This is a genomic window from Sphingobium xenophagum (assembly GCF_031457465.1).
In the GTDB taxonomy this organism is placed as follows: Bacteria; Pseudomonadota; Alphaproteobacteria; order Sphingomonadales; family Sphingomonadaceae; genus Sphingobium; species Sphingobium xenophagum_A.
Genome location: NZ_JAVDWV010000003.1, coordinates 198,361 through 218,879, shown reverse-complemented (window position 1 = coordinate 218,879; position 20,519 = coordinate 198,361). Strand labels below are relative to the sequence as shown.

The following is a 20,519-nucleotide window of genomic DNA, read 5'->3' as shown; positions in this document are numbered from 1 at the left end:
CGATCGCCCTGAAACGGCCATCACCGCCGTCATGCGTTGAAGCCCTTCTGCAATATCTCCATGAAAGGCGCGAGATCGGGGAAGCCGGATGTGGCGGTGATCCCGCCGTCGACCGGGATTACCGTGCCGGTCATATAGGATGCCTTGTCCGACGCCAGGAAGGCGACAACTTCGGCGATTTCCTCAGCCTGGCCGATCCGGGCCATGGGCACCGCACGGATGAAATTGTCGAACACGCTTTCGGCGGCCTTTAGCCCCGCAAACAGGGGGGTGTCGACGCAGCCAGGGCAGACGGCGTTCACGCGGATGCCCGACTTGGCCATATCCATCGCCAGCGCGCGGGTATAGTTGACCACGCCCCCCTTGGCCGTGTTGTAGGCGGTCATGCCGAAATCGCCCAGCATCCCGGCAATGGAGGCATTGTTGACGATCGCCCCCGATCCGTTGCGCAACATGTGTGGCAACGCCGCCTTGCAGCCATAGAAAACCGAAAAGAGATCGACCTCTATCACCCGCCGGAAAGCTGCAGCGTCCAGGTCCAGCGTGGTGCCCATGCCGCCGATGCCAGCATTGTTGAACAATATGTCGATCCGTCCGAAATGCGCCGCGGCACCATCGACAAAGGCGATGACATCGTCTTGCTGTGAGACGTCGGTGCGGGTGAAGCTGGCCTTGTCCGTACCCAATTCGGCGACCAGCGCCCGCCCCATATCCTCATTGAGATCGGCGATCGCGATCCGGCCGCCATCGCGCACGACGGTACGGGCGAAGGCCGCGCCGATGCCCGAAGCGCCGCCTGTCACGAGCGCGACTTTACCCTCAAATTGCTGGGTCAATATCCTCTCCATTCCGAAATATGTGCGGCTTTCGCCATTATCCGAATCATTGTCGGAAAATAGCTATAAAAAGACAAGTGCTTTCTGACGTGGCGTGCGGGGAGTGATGGCGGCGATTGTCGCAGGAAACTCAGGTACGGCGGCTAGAAGCAATTCCGATCATGTGATCGGGCAACTCTTGGCCGGTTGTTTCATGAAAGGTAAGGCCTGTTGTCTAATCGTTCATAATCCGAATCAAGGTCGATTTTATCTCGCATGAAATCTACGATCCGGCTATGCCCGCCGCGTAGTTGGGGAGGATTTTGCCATGACCAGCGCGAAGCGCATATCCGTTCGATCGGGCGATGCCACGCTGTCCATGACCGTCGCGGGGAGCGGGCCGCTCGTCATCCTGATCCACGGCTGGCCCGACCTGGGGCTGGGCTATCGTCACCAGATCGGTCCGCTAGCGGGCGCGGGATATCGTGTCGCGGTTCCCGACATGCGGGGTTATGGCGCATCATCCGCCCCGGAAGACCCGCACGTTTATAGCATTGATCATGCCGCCGACGACATCGCCGCCATCGCCGATGCGCTAGGGGAACGGACGTGGGTCTCCGTGGGCCATGACTGGGGATCGCCGGTGGCGTGGCGCACGGCGCAGCGCTTTCCCGATCGGGTTCGCGCCGTCTTCTCCCTGGGCGTGCCGCATCGCCTGCCCAGCCCGGTGAGCGCGCATGAATGGTTCGACTCCGCCTATCCCGACCGCTTTTATTATATGCGCTATTTCGAGCAGGTCGGACCAGCCGAGCAGGAATTGGGGCGCGATGCCAGGGATAGCCTTAAGCGGATATTCCATGCCCTGTCTGGCGACGCACCCTTCGGTGAATGGTTGAAGCCCCGTCCTCTGGACGCGCCCCTATTGCCCGGTCTGATGTCGCCACCGGAGGGGCCTTTGTCCTTCATGAGCGACGCGGAACTGGACGCCCATGCCGAACCCTTTGCGCGCAACGGCTTTTATGGATCGCTTTGCTGGTACAGGAACTGGGACGCGAACGAAGCGCAGGCCCGTGCCTATGGCGACCAGACCATTCGGCAACCGGCCGGCTTCCTATGCGGTGACCGGGAGATCGTGCTACTGATGTTCGACCGTGGGCTGGAAACGCAGCGCACGCTTTGTCCCGACCTGCGGATGGAGCGTATGCTGCCGGGTTGCGGGCACTGGACGCCGGCCGAACGCCCGTCCGAAGTAACGGCAGCGTTGCTGGAATTCCTGTCCGACGTCGCGGACCGCCCGGGCGATGGCCCTAATATCTGAAAGAAACGCCCATGCAAAAGATCGCGCCGCCCAACCAGGCGAGCTTGGTGAGGGAGGGGCTGTCGCCATAGACGCTGATACCGACAATCACCGATCCGACGATGATGGCCAAGGTAATGATTGGGATCAGCAGGCTGAGGTTTACCCCTGACACGACCAGCCGCGCCATGCAGATCAGGCCGACGGCATAACAGACAAAGACGGCGGCGCTGGGCCAGATCATGGTCATGCCGCGCGTTATCGGCAACAATGACGCGCCTAACAGCTGGAACAGCGTGGCGGCCAGGAACAGCCCCAGGGTCGCGCCGGTCAATTCCCCCATGAAATACCCTCCCGCTTGTGATGAAATGCTGCCCTCAGGCGTTTTCAACTGGTCTTATGGTGATGCCTAGACCGTCTTCTGCCGTCCGCAGGTCCAGATGGTCGCGCCAGGCGACGATCTTGCCCTCGCGCACCTCCATCACGCCGGTCACAGGTAGCGGCACGACCACGGACGGGTCGGAATTGGACTGCAGATAATCCACGCGCTCGGTGAAAATGATGGTGTCACGCGAGGCGATGTTGAGCGTTTCGATCCGCACCGCAAAGGCGGAAAAGATCTTTTCCAGATAAAGGCGGATCTGGTCCAGCCCGTGGCGCGGTGGAAGGGGCATGTCGATATAGCTGGCGCCTTCGGCGAAATAGTCGAGCAGGACATCGACATTGCCGCTGTCCCAATGATCCAGAAACTCCAGGACCATGGCTTCGTCGTCATTATAGGCTATCGGCATGTCACTCATCCTCTCCTGCGTGCCGTGCCGCTCATGCGGCCGACATCCTGTTATCGGCCGCATCGGTCGCGGGAACGCACGTCTTCAAACCGATCCGCGCTGATATTTTTCGAGCATCGACGCCTGCGCCGCCGCGGTCAGTTGCGCGCCGGCATAGCCCGTCGCCATCACCTCCTCGAAGCTCTTGCGCAGGGGATCGCCCAAGCCGTTGAAATAGGGCATGACTTCCTCCGCGAAGAGCTGGTGACTGCGCACCGTCGCGGGATAGCGCGCCCAATCCACGCCCATCAGCAGATAGGTGCCGAAGCCACCGGACTTTTCGATCAGGCGATTGATCTGCGCGCGCGCCATCTCCGGCGTGCCGATCACGGCCGCGCCGCTCTCGTTCAGCATGTCCACGATTTTGTCGATGTCCCACCAGTCGATGTCGGGTGCCGGATTGATATGCGCGCGATAATCCTCCAGCATCGACAGGCCGTAGCGGACATCCTCCTTGGCCTGCTCCATGGTTTCAGCCAGGTGCATCGGCCCCATCAGGCGCCAATCCTTGCGCAACGGCTTGGGCTGGCCGTGACTGGCGGCTTCCTGTTCCATAATCTCCCAATGGCCCAGCAGCTTTTCGATCCCGTCCGGGTCGGTCGCTGCGACCGACAGCATCCCCATGCCATGCCGCCCAGCGAGCAGCGGGCCGGACGGGGACAGGACGCTGACCGTGGCCATGTCGAAATTGGAATAAGGCAGCATCTGGAGCCGCGCGTCCTGCAAGTCGAACCAGTCGGTTTTGCGCGTCACCCGCTCGCCCTTGAACAGCGGGATGATGACCTCCAGTGCTTCCTGCAACCGCTGGCGGTTTTGCGAGGGGTGAAGGCCCATCATCTGCGCGTCCTGCACGAGCTGACCCGGTGCGACCCCGAACATCATGCGGCCGCGCGTCTGATAGTCGAGCTGCACGATGCGGTCCGCGACCCATAGAGGGTTGTGATAGGGCAGGGTGATTGCCCCGGTGCCCAGCTTGATGCGCTTGGTCCGCTCGGCCGCGGCGGCGATGAACAGTTCGGGGCTGCCGATCGTCTCGATACCGCCGGAATGATGTTCGCCGATCCACGCCTCGTCAAAGCCCAGTTCGTCGAGGTTGATGACCGTCTGCATGTCCTGCTGGAACGACACGAGCGGGTTCAGGTTGGGTTTGTGATAAGGCCCCATGAAAATCCCGAACCGCATTCTGTCTTCGAAAAATCGCATGTTTCTCTCCAGCTCTTTTGGGGGCGGGCACGCGCTTAAGGCGGCGGCGCCTCTTCTGGGTGCGATCTTGTGCCGGGTCATCACGACGCTGTCAATCCGACATATATTCGGAAAATATTGACGTGATCCGTGAAATAGCGATAAATATCCCCGACAACTATATATGCGCCCCGGCAGATTCCGACAAGATTCGATAATTTACCCGCAATTCCGCAGTCAGGACGGTGGCGGAAGGTAAGGAGAGGACCGACATGCTGAAAGACAAGGTTATCATTATAACCGGCGGCGCTTCCGGGATTGGCCGTTCCGCGGCGGATCTGTTCGCGCGCGACGGTGCCCGCGTGATGATTGCGGATCGGAGCGCGGACGCAGGCGCAGCAGCGGCCGAAGCCATCTGTGCTGCGGGCGGCGAAGCCGCCTTCGTCGCCTGCGACGTCGCCGACGATGATTCGGTCGCCGCCATGGTCGCGGCGACGGTGGCGCGCTTCGGTCGGCTGGACGGCGCGTTCAATAATGCCGGGATCGAATTCGCCAGCAAGATCGTGCCGGACCTCAGCTTCGCGGAATGGCGCCGGGTGATCGACATCAACCTGAACGGCGTGTTTCTTTGCATGAAGCATGAGATCGCGCAGATGCGCCAGTCGGGCGGCGGTGCCATCGTCAACACCGCGTCCGGCGCGGCGGTGGCGGCATCGCCCAACATGGCGGAATATGCCACGTCCAAGGCGGGCGTGACCGGCCTGACCCGCGCGGCATCATGCGAATATGGCGAAACGCAGGTGCGGGTCAACGCAGTGCTGCCGGGCCTGATCCTGACGCCGATGACGGAGGAGCGGCTGTTCAACGATGCGGGGTTCGCCGCGGCGCTGGAACCGCTGCTGGTGCGCCATTCCGTCGGCCGGTTCGGTCAGCCCGACGATGTGGCGGAGGCGGCACGCTGGCTGCTCTCGGACCTCTGCCCGTTCGTGAACGGGATCAGCCTGCCCGTGGATGGCGGCCTGCTCGCCCGTTAAATGCCCTGCCGCAGGTCAGCGTGGGCTGACCTGCGGCAGGGCATAGGCGACAAGAACATTGCGTTCGTTGCTCGCCAATGCGGCGCTGCCGCCTGCCGCGATCACCAGATATTGCCGTCCGTCATTCCCGACATAGGTCATCGGCGTCGCATTGGCGCTGGCGGGCAGCCTGGTCTGCCACAATAGCCGTCCCGTCGCCGTCTCGATCGCGCGGAAACGTCGGTCCGGTGTCGAGGCGATGAAGGTCAGGCCGCTGGCGGTCGTGATAGACCCGCCGAGCGTCGGCAGCCCGATGGTGAAGGGCAAGTGGGACGGGATGCCCAGCGATCCCATGCTGTCGGCCATGCCGATCGGCTGGCTCCACAACAGCGTGCGACGATCCAGATCGACAGCACTCAGCGTGCCAAAGGGCGGCTGGATGCATGGCACGCCCAGCGGGGATAGAAACATATGGTTCTGCGCACCATAGGGCGCGCCGGTCTGCGGCACGCCCAGACGGAAGCGTTCCAGCGACGGCGTCTGCCCCGGCGTGCCCATCGGAGCAAGGCCGAGCGCCCTCACTTCCTCCGCGCTAATCAGATGGTTGAGCGTGGGCATATTGGTGCTGTTGACGATCATGATTCGCCGTTGCCGGTCGATCGATACGCTGCCCCAGTTCACGCCGCCGGCCGACCCCGGATATTGGATCGACCAGTCCTGCCGCGGCGGGGTGAAAGCGCCGTCATAGCGGAGTTTGCGGAAGGCAATGCGGCACCAGAGTTGGTCGAGCGGGGTCAGCCCCCACATCGTCGCCTCTGTGAGCGGCGGCGCGCCAAAAGCGGGCATGTCTACTGAAAAGGGCTGGGTTGGTGCGGTCCAGTCTCCCGGCACAGCGCCCTGTGGCACCGGCTTCTCCACGACTGGCGACAATGGGCGGCCGGTCGCTCGGTCCAGTAAGAAGCTCTGGCCGGTCTTGCTGATGCTGACGAGCGCGGGAACCATCCTGTTGCCGACGCGAACGTCGGTCAGCACCGGCTGCGACGCGACGTCATAGTCCCACAGGTCATGATGCACCGTCTGAAATGTCCAGCGCGGCCGCCCGGTGCGGTTGTCGACGGCGACGATCGCGTTGGAAAAACGCTCTGCACCGGATGAACGGTGCCCGCCGAAGAAATCCGGCGTGGCAACGCCGAAGGGCAAGTAGATGAGGCCCAATTTCTCATCGCTGCTCGCCACACTCCACATATTGGGGGTGCCCGGCGCATAGCGCGCCTGCGGCGTCCCGCGTTCGGGGGCGGCGGGGTCGAATGCCCACACCGGCTTGCCGCTGGCCAGATCATAGGCACGCACGACGCCGGACGGCTGGTCCATCTTCTGCCCGTCCAGCCCATAGGAGCCGGTGACCACGACATTGCCGGACACGACCGGGGTCGATGTCACATAATAGAGTACAGAAGAGTAGTTGCTGATCCCGTCGATCAGCGACACTTCGCCATCGCGCCCGAAATCGCGGCATCGCGCGCCGGTGCGCGCGTCGATCGCGATGAGGCGCGCGTCGATCGTCGCACTGTATATCCGCTCGCCGCAGGGCGCGGTGGGGTCGGCAAAGGCATGATAGGCGACGCCGCGGCAGTTGGCGAAGGCATGGCCCATATCCTTGGTCTGCGGGTCGAACCGCCAGAGTTGGCGGCCGGTAGTCGCGTCGAGCGCGAAAATGACATTGTGCGGCGAGCACAGGAACAGCCGGTTGCCGATCTTGATCGGCGTCGCCTCGAACGCCAGCGCGCCGGCGCCGCCGGGGCGCGGCTTCGCGCCCGTCTCGAAAGACCAGGCGGGTTGCAGCCGGGCGACATTGGCGGGCGTGATCTGCGCTGCGGTGGCGAAGCGATCGCCACCCGCGCCATTGCCCCATTGTCGCCATTCGCTGGGCGGAGCTGCGGCGGGCCAGGCGGCGGCATTGTCGGTCGCGACCGGTTGTGACAGCCACGCGCCGCTGGCGAACAGCAGGAGCATCAGCACGCCGCCACCGGCGAACCAGCCGCCGTGGATTGGCGGCGCGCCATAACCTCGACGGACGGGCGGCAATAGCAGCAACAGCCCGACGACCGCCGGGCCGATGAGACGCGGTGCCAGCGCCCAGAGGTCACCACCGGTTTCCCAAAGCGCCCAGACCAGCGTCGCCGTCAGCATCGTGCCATAGATCCAGGCACCCCGCCGGTCGCCGCGCCATAACAGGATGGCGGTGGCACCGATCGAGAGGCCGGCAAGGAGATAATAAGGCGAGCCGCCCAGCAAAACGAGCTGGCCTCCGCCGATGATCAGGACAAAAGCGATCGACACCAGCAAGCATGCGACGATGCGGACGGCGAGGCGGGACCGGCGAACGCCATCGTTTCGATCGCTGTTCGCCACAGCCAGGCTGGGCAAATCCTGGGGCATGTTCGTCCTCTCCCTATCGTGCCACTTCTTCGTACACATCCTCTACGACTCGATAGTAACCGAAATTAATTCGGATTAAAGCCGATTCTTGAATTGCGATCGCGGTGGGTTCCGGCGACGTGGGAGTCCCACATATCGACCCGCCCTACGTCACGCGCGTTGGAAGAAAAACCGTTCAGGTTGAATGGTTTGGGAGCGTCAGATCGGAGGCCTCTTATCATGGCTGTTGGCGTAAAACGGGCGGCTCTCGCCGAATGGCAACGGCCGATACCCTTATCCTCCGTCGCTGGCACAGGCGAAATAGCCAACCAATGCTCCCTTTGCGTGGTGCGTAGACCGCCGCAACGACATTGCATTCTTGAGCAACGGTGCAAGCGGCGGCGGTTCTGGTTGAAGCTCAATGTATAATATATTGAATAAAAAAGAGAAATTATATTGGTAGGACCATACATCATTTCGGTTGACAGGATGTTGCCAAAAATCCGATACTAATTCGGCTTCGTAAAAAAGCGAAGAAAATGGGAGGATGCCGAAATGAACGCTGCAAAGGCGCTTTTATTGTCGGGCGTTGCGGGGCTGGTCATGGGAACCGCCGCGCAGGCTCAGGAAGCACAGGATTCAACCGCACAACCCTCGCAATATGCGGATATCATCGTGACCGCAAACAAGCGGCAGGAGAATATCAATAAGGTCGGCCTGACCATAACTGCCCTGAGCGCGGAACAATTGCAGGATCGCAAGATCGTTTCCCTTTCCGACGTTGCGTCCGCTGTTCCAGGCCTGACCTTCACGCCGTCGGTCACCAACACGCCCATCTTCACGCTGCGGGGGGTCGGTTTCAACGAAAGCTCGCTGGGCGTCTATCCGGCCGTATCCGTCTATATCGACCAGGCGCCGCTACCTTTCCCGGTAATGGCTTCGCATGCAGCCTTCGATCTGGAGCGGATCGAAGTGCTTAAGGGGCCGCAAGGCACCTTGTTCGGTCAGAACGCGACCGGCGGTGCGATCAACTATATTGCCGCGAAACCGACCGATACATTCGAAGCCGGCGGCGACATTACCTATGGTCGGTTCAACCAGATCGACGGCAATGCCTATATCAGCGGGCCGCTGACAGGAAATCTGAACGGGCGCATCGCCATGACGGCGCATCACCTCAACGATTGGCAATATAGCCTGACGCGCCCGACCGACACCAACGGATCGCAGGACTATATCGCGGGCCGTATCCTGCTGGACTGGCAGGCTTCGGAGCGGCTGAAGCTGGCGTTCAACCTGAACGGGTCGCGCGACACGTCCGACCCGCAGGCCATCCAATATGTGGCGATGAGCCCGACCGACTTCACCAATGTCAAACCGATCTATGCCAACCAGCCCTTTGCTTTCGGCAATGCCCGCGTCGCGGACTGGACACATTTTTCGGTCGATCCCTTTGGTGGCCCGGCTGGCACGCCGACGGATGAACTCGCCGATTTCTCGCCCAAGTCGAAGCGAACCTTCATTCAGGCTTCCGTCCGGGCAGACTATGACCTGACCGATGACATGACCTTGACGTCGATCACCACCTATGACCATTTCAAGCAAAACCAGCGTACCGATGGTGAGGGTGTGGTCGCCGTCGGTTTCGATCTTCAAAAGTCGGACGGCAAGTTGACGTCCTTCAGCCAGGAATTGCGGATCGCCAACGCCAGCACGTCAGCGCTGCGCTATATCATTGGTGGCAATTTTGAGCGCAGCACGACGAGCGAGCTTCAGCATCTGCGCTATTATGACAATGACACCAACAATGCCGGCCTGATGTTCATCAACTTCAGCGGCGACTTGATGGAGCAGAAGATCACCAACTATGCCGCGTTCGGCAATCTTGAATTTGATATCAGCTCGCAACTGACCCTCAAGGGCGGCGTGCGCTATACTCAGTCGAAGAACAAGGCCTATAATTGCGGCTTCACCGATGCGAACGGCTATGTGAACGACCTGTTTAATTTTCTCGGCGGTTTGCTCGGCACCGTGCCTTTCACGCCGATCGGCCCGGAGGGTTGCTACACCCTCAATGACAATAATGTGCCGGGCGAACCCTTCCGCAAGACGTTGAAGGAAGACAATGTCTCCTGGCGGGTGGGTGTCGACTATAAAGTGACCGATACGACGCTGCTCTATGCGAACGTCTCGCGCGGCTACAAGGCTGGCAGCTTCCCGGCGCTCGCGGCGTCAGGCTATGTCGGCCTGCAACCTGTCGTGCAGGAATCCGTGACGGCCTATGAAGCGGGCGTGAAGGCCCAGTTGTTCGACCGTGCGGTGCAGTTCAACGCGGCGGGCTTCTATTATGACTACCGGAATAAGCAAATCCGCGGCAAGCTGCTTGATCCGCTCTTTGGCGTACTCGATATCCTGATCAATATCCCCAAGTCGCGCATCTACGGCGGCGAAGCGGATGTCACGATCCGTCCGGCTGCAGGGCTGACTTTATCGGGCGGCGTCACCTATCTGAACTCAAAGCTGCAGAAGGGGCCGGTGTCGCCGCGTGATTACAACATCATTGGCGAAGTCAATGATTTCGGCGCTTTCGGCGACGCGCTGCCATACACGCCCGAATGGTCGGGTACGGCATCGATCGATTATCGCACGCCGGGCGATGGCGGTCCCTTCGTTGGCGTATCGACTAATTTCCGCAGCTCTCAGGACGCCGCGCTGGGCGGCAGCCGGATTGTGTGGCCGGACAATCCTGCTGAATTCCGCAAGCAGGCGCCGATCGGACTTGTCTACAAGATTCCCGGTTATGCAACAGTGGATGCACGGCTTGGCTATGAGGCACCCGGCGGCGCGTGGAAGGCCATGTTGTGGGGCAAGAATGTCTTCAACAAATATTATATCGCTGCGGTGGTTCCGGCGAGCGCCTCGGCAGGCCGCCTGGCCGGTATGCCGGCGACCTATGGCGTCACCATGTCGTTCAAGATCAAATAAAAGGGGCGACTGGCGCCGTTTCCATGTTGGGAGCGGCGCCGTTTTTGGGCCCAGTCGCACCAGGCGTGCGCGTAAACAGCATCAACGAAGACTATAAATCCGATAATATATCGGATATTAGAATGGATGACATTGGCGGCTCATGCAGCGGCCCGGCGAAAGCAAGGAGAGGTTAATGGACATTATCTACACGCCGGTTTGGCAGAACCCCGGCAACATCCGCAGCCCGCTCCAGTTCGTTCAGGACGAATTGTCGCTGATGGAAAAGGTGGAGGGGCTGGGTTTCGATATTTGTTGCTCTCCCGAACATCATTTCGATATCGACTATTCGGCCTGTCCCGACAATTTCCTGCCGCTCAGCTATCTCGCGGCGAAGACGACGACGCTCAAGCTCTGCCTGGGCGCGGTTATCCTGCCATGGAACGATCCGCTGCGCGTGGTCGAAAAGCTGGCGTTCCTCGACCATCTGAGCGACGGCCGCTGCATCGCCGGGTTCGGTCGCGGCCTCGCCAAGATGGAATATAGTCATATGGGCATCCCCATGGATGAGTCGCGCGAGCGGTTCGACGAGGCGCTCGAAATGGTGCTGAGCGCGCTGCGCAGCGGCGTGATCGAGGGCACGGGAAAATATTATCCGCAAACCCCGACCCCGGTGCACCCTGCCCCGCGCGCGTCGATGGCGGACAGTTTCTGCGCCGTCGGCATGTCCCCCGAATCCTCCCGCACCGCCGGCGAGATCGGCGGGCGTCTGCTGACCTTCGTGACCAAGCCACTGGACGGGATGCTGCCGCTGCTAAACGAATATCGCGATGCCTTCCGCGCCCATCATCCCGATCGCCGCCCGCATATCATCATGGATGACTTCTATCTGATCCGTGAAGACGCAGACGAAGCACGCGAACTGGCTTATATCTATGCCGGCAATTATTATCAGACTGTGGTCCGCCATTATGAGATGACTGGCGACCATTTCGCCAAATCATCTGCCTATCAATCCTACGCCGAAGGGGCCGCCGCGCTGCGCGAAATGGGTGTCGAGGCGGCGGCCAAGGCCTATGTCGACGCACAGGTGGGCGTTGGTACGCCAGCGCAGGTGTTGGCCCGCGTCGAGGAGCGCCTCCGAGTCCTGGGGCCTGAAATCAGCCTGGCGGGCTGCTTCTTCTATGGCGGCATGAGCCGTGACGAAGCGATGATGTCGTTGCAACTCTTCGGCGATAAGGTCATCCCGGACGCCAAGGCGATGGCGCGGGATTACGCGACGGCCGCGGCTTGACGCGCGCGATGGTCGGGGTGTCCACCAGCGCGGACCACCAGCGCGCGATCGATCTGTTTCGCGCGGCGACGCCCGAACCGACCGCGCCGATCAGTGCGTGGCGCGACGGGTTCGAAGCGCTTTGCGCGACCTTCCCCGTTCCCAACGACGCCCGGATCGAGGCAATCGACCTGAACAGCGTTGCCGCGCTCAAGGTGACGGCGGCCGGCGTTGGCGATGCCGATGGCCGCGCCGTACTGCATTTCCACAGCGGCGGCTATGTGATGGGCAGCGCCCAGGCCTATCGCAACTTCGCGGAGCGGCTATCGCGCGTTTGCGGCGCGCCGGTGGTCGTGCCCGATTACCGGCTCGCACCCGACCATGTTTATCCGGCGGCCGTGGACGATGCGATGACAGCGTATAGCGCGATGCTTGACCTTCATGGCGCTGATCGGCTGATCGTGAGCGGCGACTCTGCTGGCGGAGGATTGGCGATCGCGGTCCTCATGGCAGCGCGGGACGCGGGCCTGCCACTGCCGCAGGCAGGAGTCGCGATATCGCCGCTGCTCGACCTGGCGGGGGAAGGGGAGTCTGCCATCACGCTGGATGGCATTGATCCTTTGATCAACCGCACCATGATCGTGGAAATGGGCAAGGTCTACATCGAGGATCGCGATCCGCGCGCTCATCCTCTGGCTTCCCCGGTATGGGGCCAGCATCATGGATTGCCGCCGCTCTTCCTGACCGCCAGCGATGCAGAGGCGCTACGTGATGACGCGGTACGGCTGGCTGCGGGCGTACGGGAAGAGGGCGGCGAAGTCGAACTCGTGCTGGCTGAAGGCATGGTGCATATCTGGACACTCTTCCCTTTCCTGGCGGAAGCGGATCGATCGCTGGACCAGATCGGCCAGTTCGTGCGTGGACATTTCGCCAAGGACTAACGGACAGAGCCAGGCTTTGCCGGGGCGACGCCGCCGCGGTCGGACTGCCTCATTGCTTCGCGTGCGCCTCTATCTCCAGCACGGCGATCAGCCGTTCGGCCATCTCGTTGCCCGCCTTGGTCAAATTCCTGGGCTTGCGATAGAGTAGCCAGGTAATGATGATCTGGTTGATCCCGCCAGTCAGCATCGCGACGGTTTCATAAATGTTGCGATCCCGGGCAATCCATCCTTCCGCAATCGCTTCATTGACCAGAAACAGCAGGACGCGGGTAAAGTCGTTGATGCTGTGGCGCAGGTCCGTGTCGGTCACGAACACGCTGGGCCAGATTTCCAGATAGAAGAGGCGCGCCCATTCGGCATGTTCGCGCGCATAGTCAGCCGACATGACGAGATAGAGCAGCAGCCGTTCGCGCGTCGTCTTGTTCGCGGCCGCCACATGATAGCCTTCGAAAAATTCGGCGAGGTGGGACAGCGGCAGATCATAGGCCAGATCCTCCTTGCTCTTGTAATATTCGTAGAGAGTGGAGGCGGAAATGCCGGCCTCCGCCGCGATGTCGGCGATGCGGGATCGCGAGATGCCGTCGCGCGCAAAGACGCGCAGCGCGCCGGTCAATATCTGCTGTTCTGTCCGTTTGCTGCGGTCCTGCTTCCGCTCGGTCGCGCGCTTGGGCCGATGCGATATTTCCTGCAACAAACTGTCCCAGCCATTATCGGATTCCGGTACCATCGGCGGCTGGGCCGTCATCACGTCTTTTGCTGGCACTATGATCTCCTAGGTGATGCCGTATGGGGCGGGAAGGCAAAAGAGGCCGCGTCTCCCTTAAGTTCCATGGAGCATATGGGTGCTCATGGGAATGTTCACGAAGAAATTTCGGTTGGGACCACGTGGGGCACCGCGGTCAGGCCGCGTTCGCCTTGATAGGATCGACCGGATAGCGGCCGAGCGCGAGCAGCCCTGCCGCGCCACCCGCCAGCAGCAGTGCCGACAGGGTGAAGGCGATGTCGTAGCTGCGCAAATGGTCGTACAGCGCGCCATAGGCCAAGGGCGCCGTACCCGCCGCTGCCGCGACGAACATGTAAAGCCTGCCATAGATGCGCACGAAATCGGCGAGGCCAAAATAGCGCGCCACCAGAAAGCCCAGCATGTCGAACTCCATGCCGGTCGCTGCGCCCAGCAGCGCGGCGGCGACTGCATAGGCGGCAAAGCCCGCATCACTCGCCATCAGCAGGCAGGCGCCGGCAGCCGGCAGCAGGATGCTCGTCGCTATCAGCGGTGCCCAGACATGGTCGATCAACAGGCCGACGATGATCCTGCCCGCAATGATGGCGCCGCCCAATATGCCCATGATCGTCACCGCCTCGGCAAGCGGCAGGCCCCGGTCGCCGAGCGCGGGTACGAGATTGGGAATGAGGCCGCCAACCGCCAGATAGATGGCCGCTGTGCTGGTTCCGATCAGCCAAAAACGACGGTCCCGCAATACGGCAGTGAGCGGTAGGCCGGATCGGGCCGGGACGGGGACAGTGGTGCCACCCGACGCACGCTGGCCCTCTCGCGGCAACATCAACGCGCAAAGCGGCAGGATGATCAGCAGCGCAAAGGCTGCCAGCAACAGATAGCCGATCCGCCATCCGCCCCATTCCATGCCCAACATCACCAGGCGCGGCATCAGCACCGCTGACAGGCCGCTGCCCGACAACGCGATGCCGAGAGCCAGCCCGCGGCTCGCCGCGAATCGCTCTGCGATCAGGCAACTCCATGTCACCGCGCTTGTCCCGGCACCGATCAGGGCGATCAGCGCATAGGCGAGGTAGAGATGCCACAGCGACCCGCTGATCGTCGCCGCCAGTGCGAGCGCGCACGCCATGCCGATCAGGCCGGACAGGATCGCCCGCCTGAGGCCGATCCGTTGCACCAGCCAGCCCGCGATCGGGCCGCCGGCCAGGCCGAGGCCGGTGCTGCACAATATCGCGCCCTGGATTGTGCCCCGGCTCCACCCGAAATCGGCCTGCAGCGGTGCCACGAACAGGCCGATCATATAGACCGGCAGGGTCGTCGGCACGCAGGTAATGCCAATGACGGTCAGCAGCACCAGATGCCAGTTGTGCCGCCATTCGGTTAGGGACGCGCCACCCGTCAAAGGGCGGTCAGCCCGCCATCAATGATATATTCGGTGCCTGTGATGAAGTTGGCCTCGTCCGACGCCAGGAAGACGACCAGGTTCGACACATCCTCCACTTCGCCTACGCGCTTGATCGGTACAGATTCGCTAGCGATCCTGATTTGATCGTCATCCAAGGCCTGCGTCATCATCGGCGTGCGAATATAACCGGGGTGGACGGAATTCACGCGGATCGCATGTTCGCCATATTCGATCGCCGCCTGTTTTGTGAGGCCGCGCACCGCGAATTTGCTGGCGGCATAGGCGACATTGGGCGTGCCGTAGATCGCAACGATGCCTGAAATGGAGGAAATGTTGACGATGGCGCCGCCGCCCGCGCGGATCATCGACGGGACCGCATGTTTGATGCCCAGGAAGACAGACGTCTGGTTGATCGCGCAGACCTTCAGGAAATCGGCTTCGGACAGGTCGGCTGCCTTGGCGACGGGGCCGATGATGCCAGCATTGTTGACGAGGGCGCTAATTGGGCCAAAATGCCGCTCGGCCGTTTCTACGACCACCTGCCAGTCCGCTTCGCTCGTCACGTCCTGCTGTACGAAGAGGGCATTGTCGCCCAGTTCTTCGGCCAGCGCCGCGCCTGCGGTTTCATTGATGTCGGTGAATAGCGTCCTAGCACCTTCGGCCACGAAGCGGCGGGCATGCGCCGCGCCCATGCCTTGTGCGGCACCGGTGATAATCGCCACCTTACCTTTCAATCGCTTCATTACGCTCTCCAAAACCGACGAATTATCGCAAAATATATAAATTACATTCATGATACCAGTTATTTCGGCAATATAATATATAAAAACCGACGAAAAATCTTTTAATTTTCCGATGCGGTGGATAAGGTGTCAGCCGATGCTGGGTGCCACAGCGCCAGCCCAAGGGAGAGAGATATGGTTTCGGATATGACCGCCACGGCGACGATGCTGGCGCAACGGCCCGACAATGTACCCGACGATCGCGTCTTCGACTTCGACATATATCGCGACGTTCCAGAAGGCAGCGATTTTCACGCCAGTTGGCACGCGCTGATGGGCGAAGTGCCCTATCCGCTGATGTGGACCCCGCATAATGGAGGACATTGGGTCGCGCTGCGAGCGGATATTTCCGATGTGGTGATGTCAGATTCCGATCGCTTCTCCAACCGCACGGTGCTGGTGCCCAAGGATACGGCGGGGGAGGCCTATCGCCTCATCCCGCTGTCGCTTGATCCGCCCGAACATCGACCCTTCCGCAATCTGCTCAACGAAAATCTGGGGCCAAAGCCGCTCAAGCCAATCGAGGACAGCATCGTCGACCTGACGGTCAGTCTGATCGAGGGCTTCCGGGCCAAGGGTCAATGCCATTTCGTGGAGGAATTTGCCGAGCAACTGCCCGTCCGCATCTTCATGCAGATCGTGGACCTGCCACTGGCGGACCTGCCCAAGCTCAAGCATCTGGCCGACCAGTTCACGCGGCCTGACGGGTCGCTGACCTATCCTGAAGTCTCGCAACTGTTTCGCGATTATCTGACCCCGGTCATCGCGGCGCGGCGCGGCGCAGACGGGCAGGACATGATCAGCCGTATGGTGAACGGCCAGGTCGGCGGGCGGCCGCTGACTGATCTTGAGGCACAGAATATCTGCATCCAGGTGCTGGTCGGTGGTCTTGACACCGTCGTCAATATGCTGGGTTTCACCTTCTCCTATCTCGCCCGCGACCATGATCTGCGCCGGGCGATCGCCGCCTATCCGTCACGGATCGACGACGCGCTACTCGAATTTTTCCGCCGTTTCCCGGTCGTCTCATCCTCGCGGGAAGTGAAGCAGGATGTCATTTTCGAGGGCGTGGAACTGAAGGCGGGCGAGATGGTGATGGCCCCGACCGTGGTCGTGGCGCTAGATGACGCCATGAACGATGATCCACTGGAATTTCGCCTCGGTCGGACCGCGCGCAAACATTCCACCTTCGGGAAGGGGTCGCATACCTGCCCCGGCGCGCATCTGGCGCGAATGGAGATGAAGACGGTCCTGCGTGAATGGTTCGCGCGCATCCCCGAATTTCGGTTGGCACGGGACGAGCCGCTGCGCTTTTCCAACGGCATCGTGGGCAGCGTGAAGCCGTTCACCCTGGTATGGGATGTCTGATACCGCCCTCCGGCCTTTCGCTACGGGAAATGCGATATGATGACCGCCCATGTCCTGCGCCGCAAGACGTTCGGCGCCTTCACCATGGACGTGATGGACGATGGCGTCGCGCTCATCCTGTTCGATCGGCCGCCGGTCAATGCGGTGTCGATCGACGTCTATGAAGCCATCGGCACCATCACCGACCATGTCGCGGCCAGCGAGGATATCCGGGCGATGGTGCTTGCCGCGCCACCGGGCGCGCGCGCCTGGTGCGGCGGCGCCGACCTGGATGATTTCGATGGCATCGACGTCGCGGGGCGAAAGGCGCGCTATGCCTTCATCAATGCCCAGTTGCCGCGTTTCTATCGGCTCGACCGGCCGGTGATCGCCGCGATATCGGGCGCGGCGATCGGCATCGGCATGATCTTGGCGGCTCTGTGCGACATGCGCATCGCGGCCGAAGACGCTGCCTTCGCCTGCCCGGAGATTGATTATGGCCTGGTTGCGGGCGGGGCGGGCCTGTTCGCCCATGTCAACATGCCGGAGGCGAAGATTCGCGAAATGCTGTTCAGCGGCGCACGCTTTACGGCGCGCGAACTCGAACCGACGGGCTTTTTCAACTATGTCTTGCCCACCGCTGAAGTTCTGCCTCGCGCCATGGCGCTCGCGCGCACTATTGCAGGGAAGAGCCTGCCTGCGATCCGCGCTCGCAAGATCGCGTCCGCCCGTATGGAAGGCATGAGCTGGACCGAAGCCTATCTGGATGCGCAAGCCTTCACTGCGCAACTGACCGTCGGCAGCGACGGCGCGGAGGGCGTGCGCGCCTTTCTGGACCATCGCACGCCGCACTATGACGATCGCTAGGCTGTTCTTCCGCCCAGCATTACCGGCGGACTTCATTCTCCAGCATCGCGATCAGCCGCTCGGCCATTTCGGTGCCCGCGCGCGTTAGATTCTTGGGCTTGCGATAGAGTAGCCAGGTGATGATGAGTTGGTTGACGCCGCCGATCAGCACCGCCACCGTTTCATAAGGATTGCGGTCCGGGGCGACCCAGCCTTCGGCCACGCCTTCCTTCACCAGGAACAGGATCACGCGGGTAAAGTCGTCGATGCTATGGCGCAGTTCGGTATCGCTGACGAAGACGCTGGGCCAGATTTCCAGATAGAGCAACCGCGCCCATTCGGCATGTTCGCGCGCGTAATCGGCGGACATCACCAGATAGAGTAGCAGCCGCTCGCGCGCAGACGTGCGGCTGGCGGCGTTCGCATGATAGCTTTCAAAAAATTCGGCGAGGTGGGACAATGGCACGTCATAGGCCAGATCCTCCTTGCTCTTATAATATTCATAGAGAGTGGAGGTGGAAATGCCGGCCTCCGCCGCGATGTCGGCAATCCGCGATCGGGAAATGCCGTCGCGCGCGAACACCCGAAGCGCCGCGTTCAATATCTGTTGCTCGGTGCGTTTGGCGCGGTCCTGCTTGCGCTCCGTCGCCCGTTTGGGCCGGTGGGCGATTTCCTCCAGCAGGCTGTCCCATGCGCTCGCGGTGTCCGATGCGACCTGCTCCGACTCTCCAACGGCCTCTTTTGTCGCCACGAAGGCCTCCAAGTCCACACCGCGCGCGGACCGCGAACGCCGCCCAATACACGCTTCTGTCTCACTCTTACTGCCTTGGGTTGGCATCCTCCGCAACCCTAAAGCCTGACAGATGCAGGAAAATCAACACAAGGGTTAATGGCTGCGTGTGGCAGAAATGGCGGAAAGCCGACACTTGTGAAGGCTAGGGCTCAAACTGGCGAAATTTTTCCGATAAAACGTCGATTTTATAATTGACGTCGAGCAAGCCTGGATGTAGCTAGATCGGTATAAGAGAACAGATTGCTGGGCCGAACGGCGCGAAATGAAGGAGAGGAAGATGGGCCGTTGTCCCACTATTTCCCTATGCCTTTCCAGAATTACAGGCCGGTTGCCATGTGTTTCCACATGCCGGGAGAATCGAAATGGTTGACGTGGCCGCAGCGGCAGAGGCGTTGATTCACGCATATAATGCCAAGGATTTCGATGTGATGGAGCGCTTGATGGCGCCCGATCTCGATTTCGCGCATTTCAACCGGGCGTTTGAGATGACCAGTCGCGATGCGTTGCTGGGTGTATTGCGCGATTTTGCCGACAGCTATGTGCCGGACCGCCATTTCGAAGCGCCCGAACGGGTGACGGTGGCGGGCGACATTGTGGTGCGTGAAGCTTGGTATGTGGGGACGGCCAGCGTGGACCTTCCCGGCTTCGGCGCGGAAGGGGAAGCTTTCCGCCTGAAATTTTGCAGCGTGATGCGGTTTGATGCGGCCGGCATATTGGTCGAATGGAAGGATCATGGCTGAGGCGCTGCCTCATCCATAGGATAATATTTCGCAGAAGAGGTGAGTGATGCAGGTTGGGATGTTCCAGACGCCGTTCGTGCGCCCAGAGCGCACGCCGCGGCAGGTGTTCGAATGGGCGCTGCGTCAGGCGGTGCACGCGGACAAGATCGGCTTCAGCGAATATTGGGTCGGTGAGCATGGTACGCTCAATTGGGAAGGCATTCCCAGCCCCGAACTGGTGATTGCGGCCGCCGCGCTCCAGACCAGCCAGATCAAGTTCGGGCCGCTGGCCCATCTTCTACCCTACCATCATCCGGCCACGCTCGCGATCCAGACCGCCTGGCTCAGCCAGATACTGGAAGGGCGCTATATGCTGGGCGTCGCCACCGGCGCCTATCCGACCGACGCCGCCGTGCGCGGGATCAAGGACATGTCGGGCAATCACGCCATGATGCTCGAAGCGATCGACATCATGGAGCGTGTCTGGAAGGGCGAACCCTTCGAGTTTGAAGGGCAGTTTTGGAACGCGGGTTTCCCGCAAGCCAGTCCCAACAAGCCGCTGCGCGACGTGCGCCCCTGGGGCGGGACGATGCAGATGGCGATGACGGGCCTCAGCGCGCCGTCGCCGTCGATTGGCTTTGCCGGGACGCATGGCTTCCTGCCAGCGTCGGTCTATGCCGGCAATCCGTTCCTGCGCAGTCATTTCGAAACCTATCGCGACACGATGAAGGCCGCAGGGCGCGAGTCCGACCGGTCGGCCCACCGCGTCGTGCGCGACGTGATCGTCGCCGACACCGACGAGGAAGCGCGCAAGCTGGCCACCGAGGGCGGGATCGGCCTTGCCTGGAAAGAATATATCAAGCCGACCTATGAGCGTTTCGGTGTCCTCAAGGGTCTGCTGCATGATCCGTCCGTCGATCCGGCGGACGTGGATGCGGACTATTTGGCCGAACATGTCTGGATCGTGGGATCAGTCGAAACCGTGCGGCAGAAGATGGAAGCCTGGTTCAGCGACCTGGGTGGACCGTTCGGCACGCTGTTGGTCTACAGCCACGACTATATCGACAATCCCGAACCCTGGGAGCGGTCGATGGAACTGCTTGTGAAGGAGGTCGCGCCTAAATTGTCGGACGCCAAGCAGACGGTCACGGCCTGAAC

At 61.4% G+C, this 20,519-nt stretch carries 18 protein-coding genes; 9 read left to right on the top strand and 9 right to left on the bottom strand.

Annotated features, from left to right (window positions below; all coding sequences use genetic code 11):
• Positions 1-29: 29 nt before the first annotated feature.
• Entirely contained in the window at positions 30-836 is an 807-nt protein-coding gene (gene budC / locus J2W40_RS04210) for a meso-2,3-butanediol dehydrogenase (RefSeq protein ID WP_310222135.1), read from the bottom strand.
• 307 nt (positions 837-1,143) lie between these two features.
• On the opposite strand from budC, the gene J2W40_RS04205 reads away from it, so the two are divergent.
• Positions 1,144-2,133 (top strand): alpha/beta fold hydrolase, encoded by a 990-nt coding sequence (locus tag J2W40_RS04205; protein WP_310222134.1) that lies wholly within the window; start codon positions 1,144-1,146, stop codon positions 2,131-2,133.
• On the opposite strand, the gene J2W40_RS04200 is transcribed toward J2W40_RS04205, so the two are convergent.
• The 3 genes from J2W40_RS04200 to J2W40_RS04190 form a co-directional block, all read right to left on the bottom strand.
• Positions 2,123-2,455: a DMT family transporter gene (locus J2W40_RS04200; RefSeq protein WP_310222133.1), complete on the bottom strand. Its 333-nt coding sequence runs from the start codon at positions 2,453-2,455 to the stop codon at positions 2,123-2,125. The two genes, J2W40_RS04205 and J2W40_RS04200, sit on opposite strands and share 11 nt — an antisense overlap.
• A gap of 34 nt (positions 2,456-2,489) precedes the next feature.
• Complete coding sequence (locus J2W40_RS04195) at positions 2,490-2,912, bottom strand: nuclear transport factor 2 family protein (protein WP_310222132.1); 423 nt, start codon at positions 2,910-2,912, stop codon at positions 2,490-2,492.
• A 75-nt stretch (positions 2,913-2,987) separates the two neighbouring features.
• Entirely contained in the window at positions 2,988-4,145 is a 1,158-nt protein-coding gene (locus tag J2W40_RS04190) for an LLM class flavin-dependent oxidoreductase (RefSeq protein WP_310222131.1), read from the bottom strand.
• A gap of 251 nt (positions 4,146-4,396) precedes the next feature.
• Here J2W40_RS04190 and J2W40_RS04185 point away from each other — a divergent pair, with 251 nt between their 5' ends.
• Positions 4,397-5,158, top strand: coding sequence for an SDR family NAD(P)-dependent oxidoreductase (locus J2W40_RS04185; protein ID WP_310222130.1), 762 nt, complete (start codon positions 4,397-4,399; stop codon positions 5,156-5,158).
• 15 nt (positions 5,159-5,173) lie between these two features.
• Here J2W40_RS04185 and J2W40_RS04180 read toward each other — a convergent pair whose 3' ends face one another.
• Entirely contained in the window at positions 5,174-7,576 is a 2,403-nt protein-coding gene (locus tag J2W40_RS04180; protein ID WP_310222129.1) for a membrane-bound PQQ-dependent dehydrogenase, glucose/quinate/shikimate family, read from the bottom strand.
• Between the two features lie 534 nt (positions 7,577-8,110).
• Here J2W40_RS04180 and J2W40_RS04175 point away from each other — a divergent pair.
• The 3 genes from J2W40_RS04175 (at position 8,111) to J2W40_RS04165 (ending at position 12,733) form a co-directional block, all read left to right on the top strand.
• Positions 8,111-10,540 (top strand): TonB-dependent receptor, encoded by a 2,430-nt coding sequence (locus J2W40_RS04175; RefSeq protein ID WP_310222128.1) that lies wholly within the window; start codon positions 8,111-8,113, stop codon positions 10,538-10,540.
• Positions 10,541-10,715: 175 nt separating this feature from the next.
• A complete protein-coding gene (locus J2W40_RS04170) occupies positions 10,716-11,813 on the top strand; it encodes an LLM class flavin-dependent oxidoreductase (protein ID WP_310222127.1) in 1,098 nt (365 codons plus the stop codon).
• Complete coding sequence (locus J2W40_RS04165) at positions 11,810-12,733, top strand: alpha/beta hydrolase (RefSeq protein ID WP_310222126.1); 924 nt, start codon at positions 11,810-11,812, stop codon at positions 12,731-12,733. Before J2W40_RS04170 ends, J2W40_RS04165 begins: the two co-directional genes overlap by 4 nt.
• A 49-nt stretch (positions 12,734-12,782) precedes the next feature.
• On the opposite strand, the gene J2W40_RS04160 is transcribed toward J2W40_RS04165, so the two are convergent.
• From J2W40_RS04160 to J2W40_RS04150, 3 genes are all read right to left on the bottom strand, one after another.
• A complete protein-coding gene (locus J2W40_RS04160; protein WP_310222125.1) occupies positions 12,783-13,496 on the bottom strand; it encodes a TetR/AcrR family transcriptional regulator in 714 nt (237 codons plus the stop codon).
• Between the two features lie 136 nt (positions 13,497-13,632).
• Entirely contained in the window at positions 13,633-14,823 is a 1,191-nt protein-coding gene (locus tag J2W40_RS04155; RefSeq protein WP_310222124.1) for an MFS transporter, read from the bottom strand.
• A 44-nt stretch (positions 14,824-14,867) separates the two neighbouring features.
• Positions 14,868-15,617 carry a glucose 1-dehydrogenase gene (locus tag J2W40_RS04150; protein WP_310222123.1) on the bottom strand — a complete coding sequence of 250 codons (750 nt, stop codon included), beginning with the start codon at positions 15,615-15,617 and terminating at the stop codon, positions 14,868-14,870.
• Positions 15,618-15,791: 174 nt separating this feature from the next.
• Here J2W40_RS04150 and J2W40_RS04145 point away from each other — a divergent pair, with 174 nt between their 5' ends.
• Positions 15,792-17,024, top strand: coding sequence for a cytochrome P450 (locus J2W40_RS04145; protein ID WP_310222122.1), 1,233 nt, complete (start codon positions 15,792-15,794; stop codon positions 17,022-17,024).
• 36 nt (positions 17,025-17,060) lie between these two features.
• Positions 17,061-17,870 (top strand): enoyl-CoA hydratase/isomerase family protein, encoded by an 810-nt coding sequence (locus tag J2W40_RS04140; protein WP_310222121.1) that lies wholly within the window; start codon positions 17,061-17,063, stop codon positions 17,868-17,870.
• A 19-nt stretch (positions 17,871-17,889) separates the two neighbouring features.
• On the opposite strand, the gene J2W40_RS04135 is transcribed toward J2W40_RS04140, so the two are convergent.
• On the bottom strand, positions 17,890-18,600 hold the full coding sequence (locus J2W40_RS04135) for a TetR/AcrR family transcriptional regulator (protein WP_310222120.1): 711 nt from the start codon (positions 18,598-18,600) through the stop codon (positions 17,890-17,892).
• A gap of 404 nt (positions 18,601-19,004) precedes the next feature.
• Between J2W40_RS04135 and J2W40_RS04130 the strand changes: the two genes are divergently transcribed.
• Both J2W40_RS04130 and J2W40_RS04125 read left to right on the top strand, forming a co-directional pair.
• Positions 19,005-19,382 (top strand): nuclear transport factor 2 family protein, encoded by a 378-nt coding sequence (locus J2W40_RS04130; protein WP_310222119.1) that lies wholly within the window; start codon positions 19,005-19,007, stop codon positions 19,380-19,382.
• Between the two features lie 46 nt (positions 19,383-19,428).
• Positions 19,429-20,517: an LLM class flavin-dependent oxidoreductase gene (locus tag J2W40_RS04125; protein ID WP_310222118.1), complete on the top strand. Its 1,089-nt coding sequence runs from the start codon at positions 19,429-19,431 to the stop codon at positions 20,515-20,517.
• Positions 20,518-20,519: the final 2 nt, after the last annotated feature.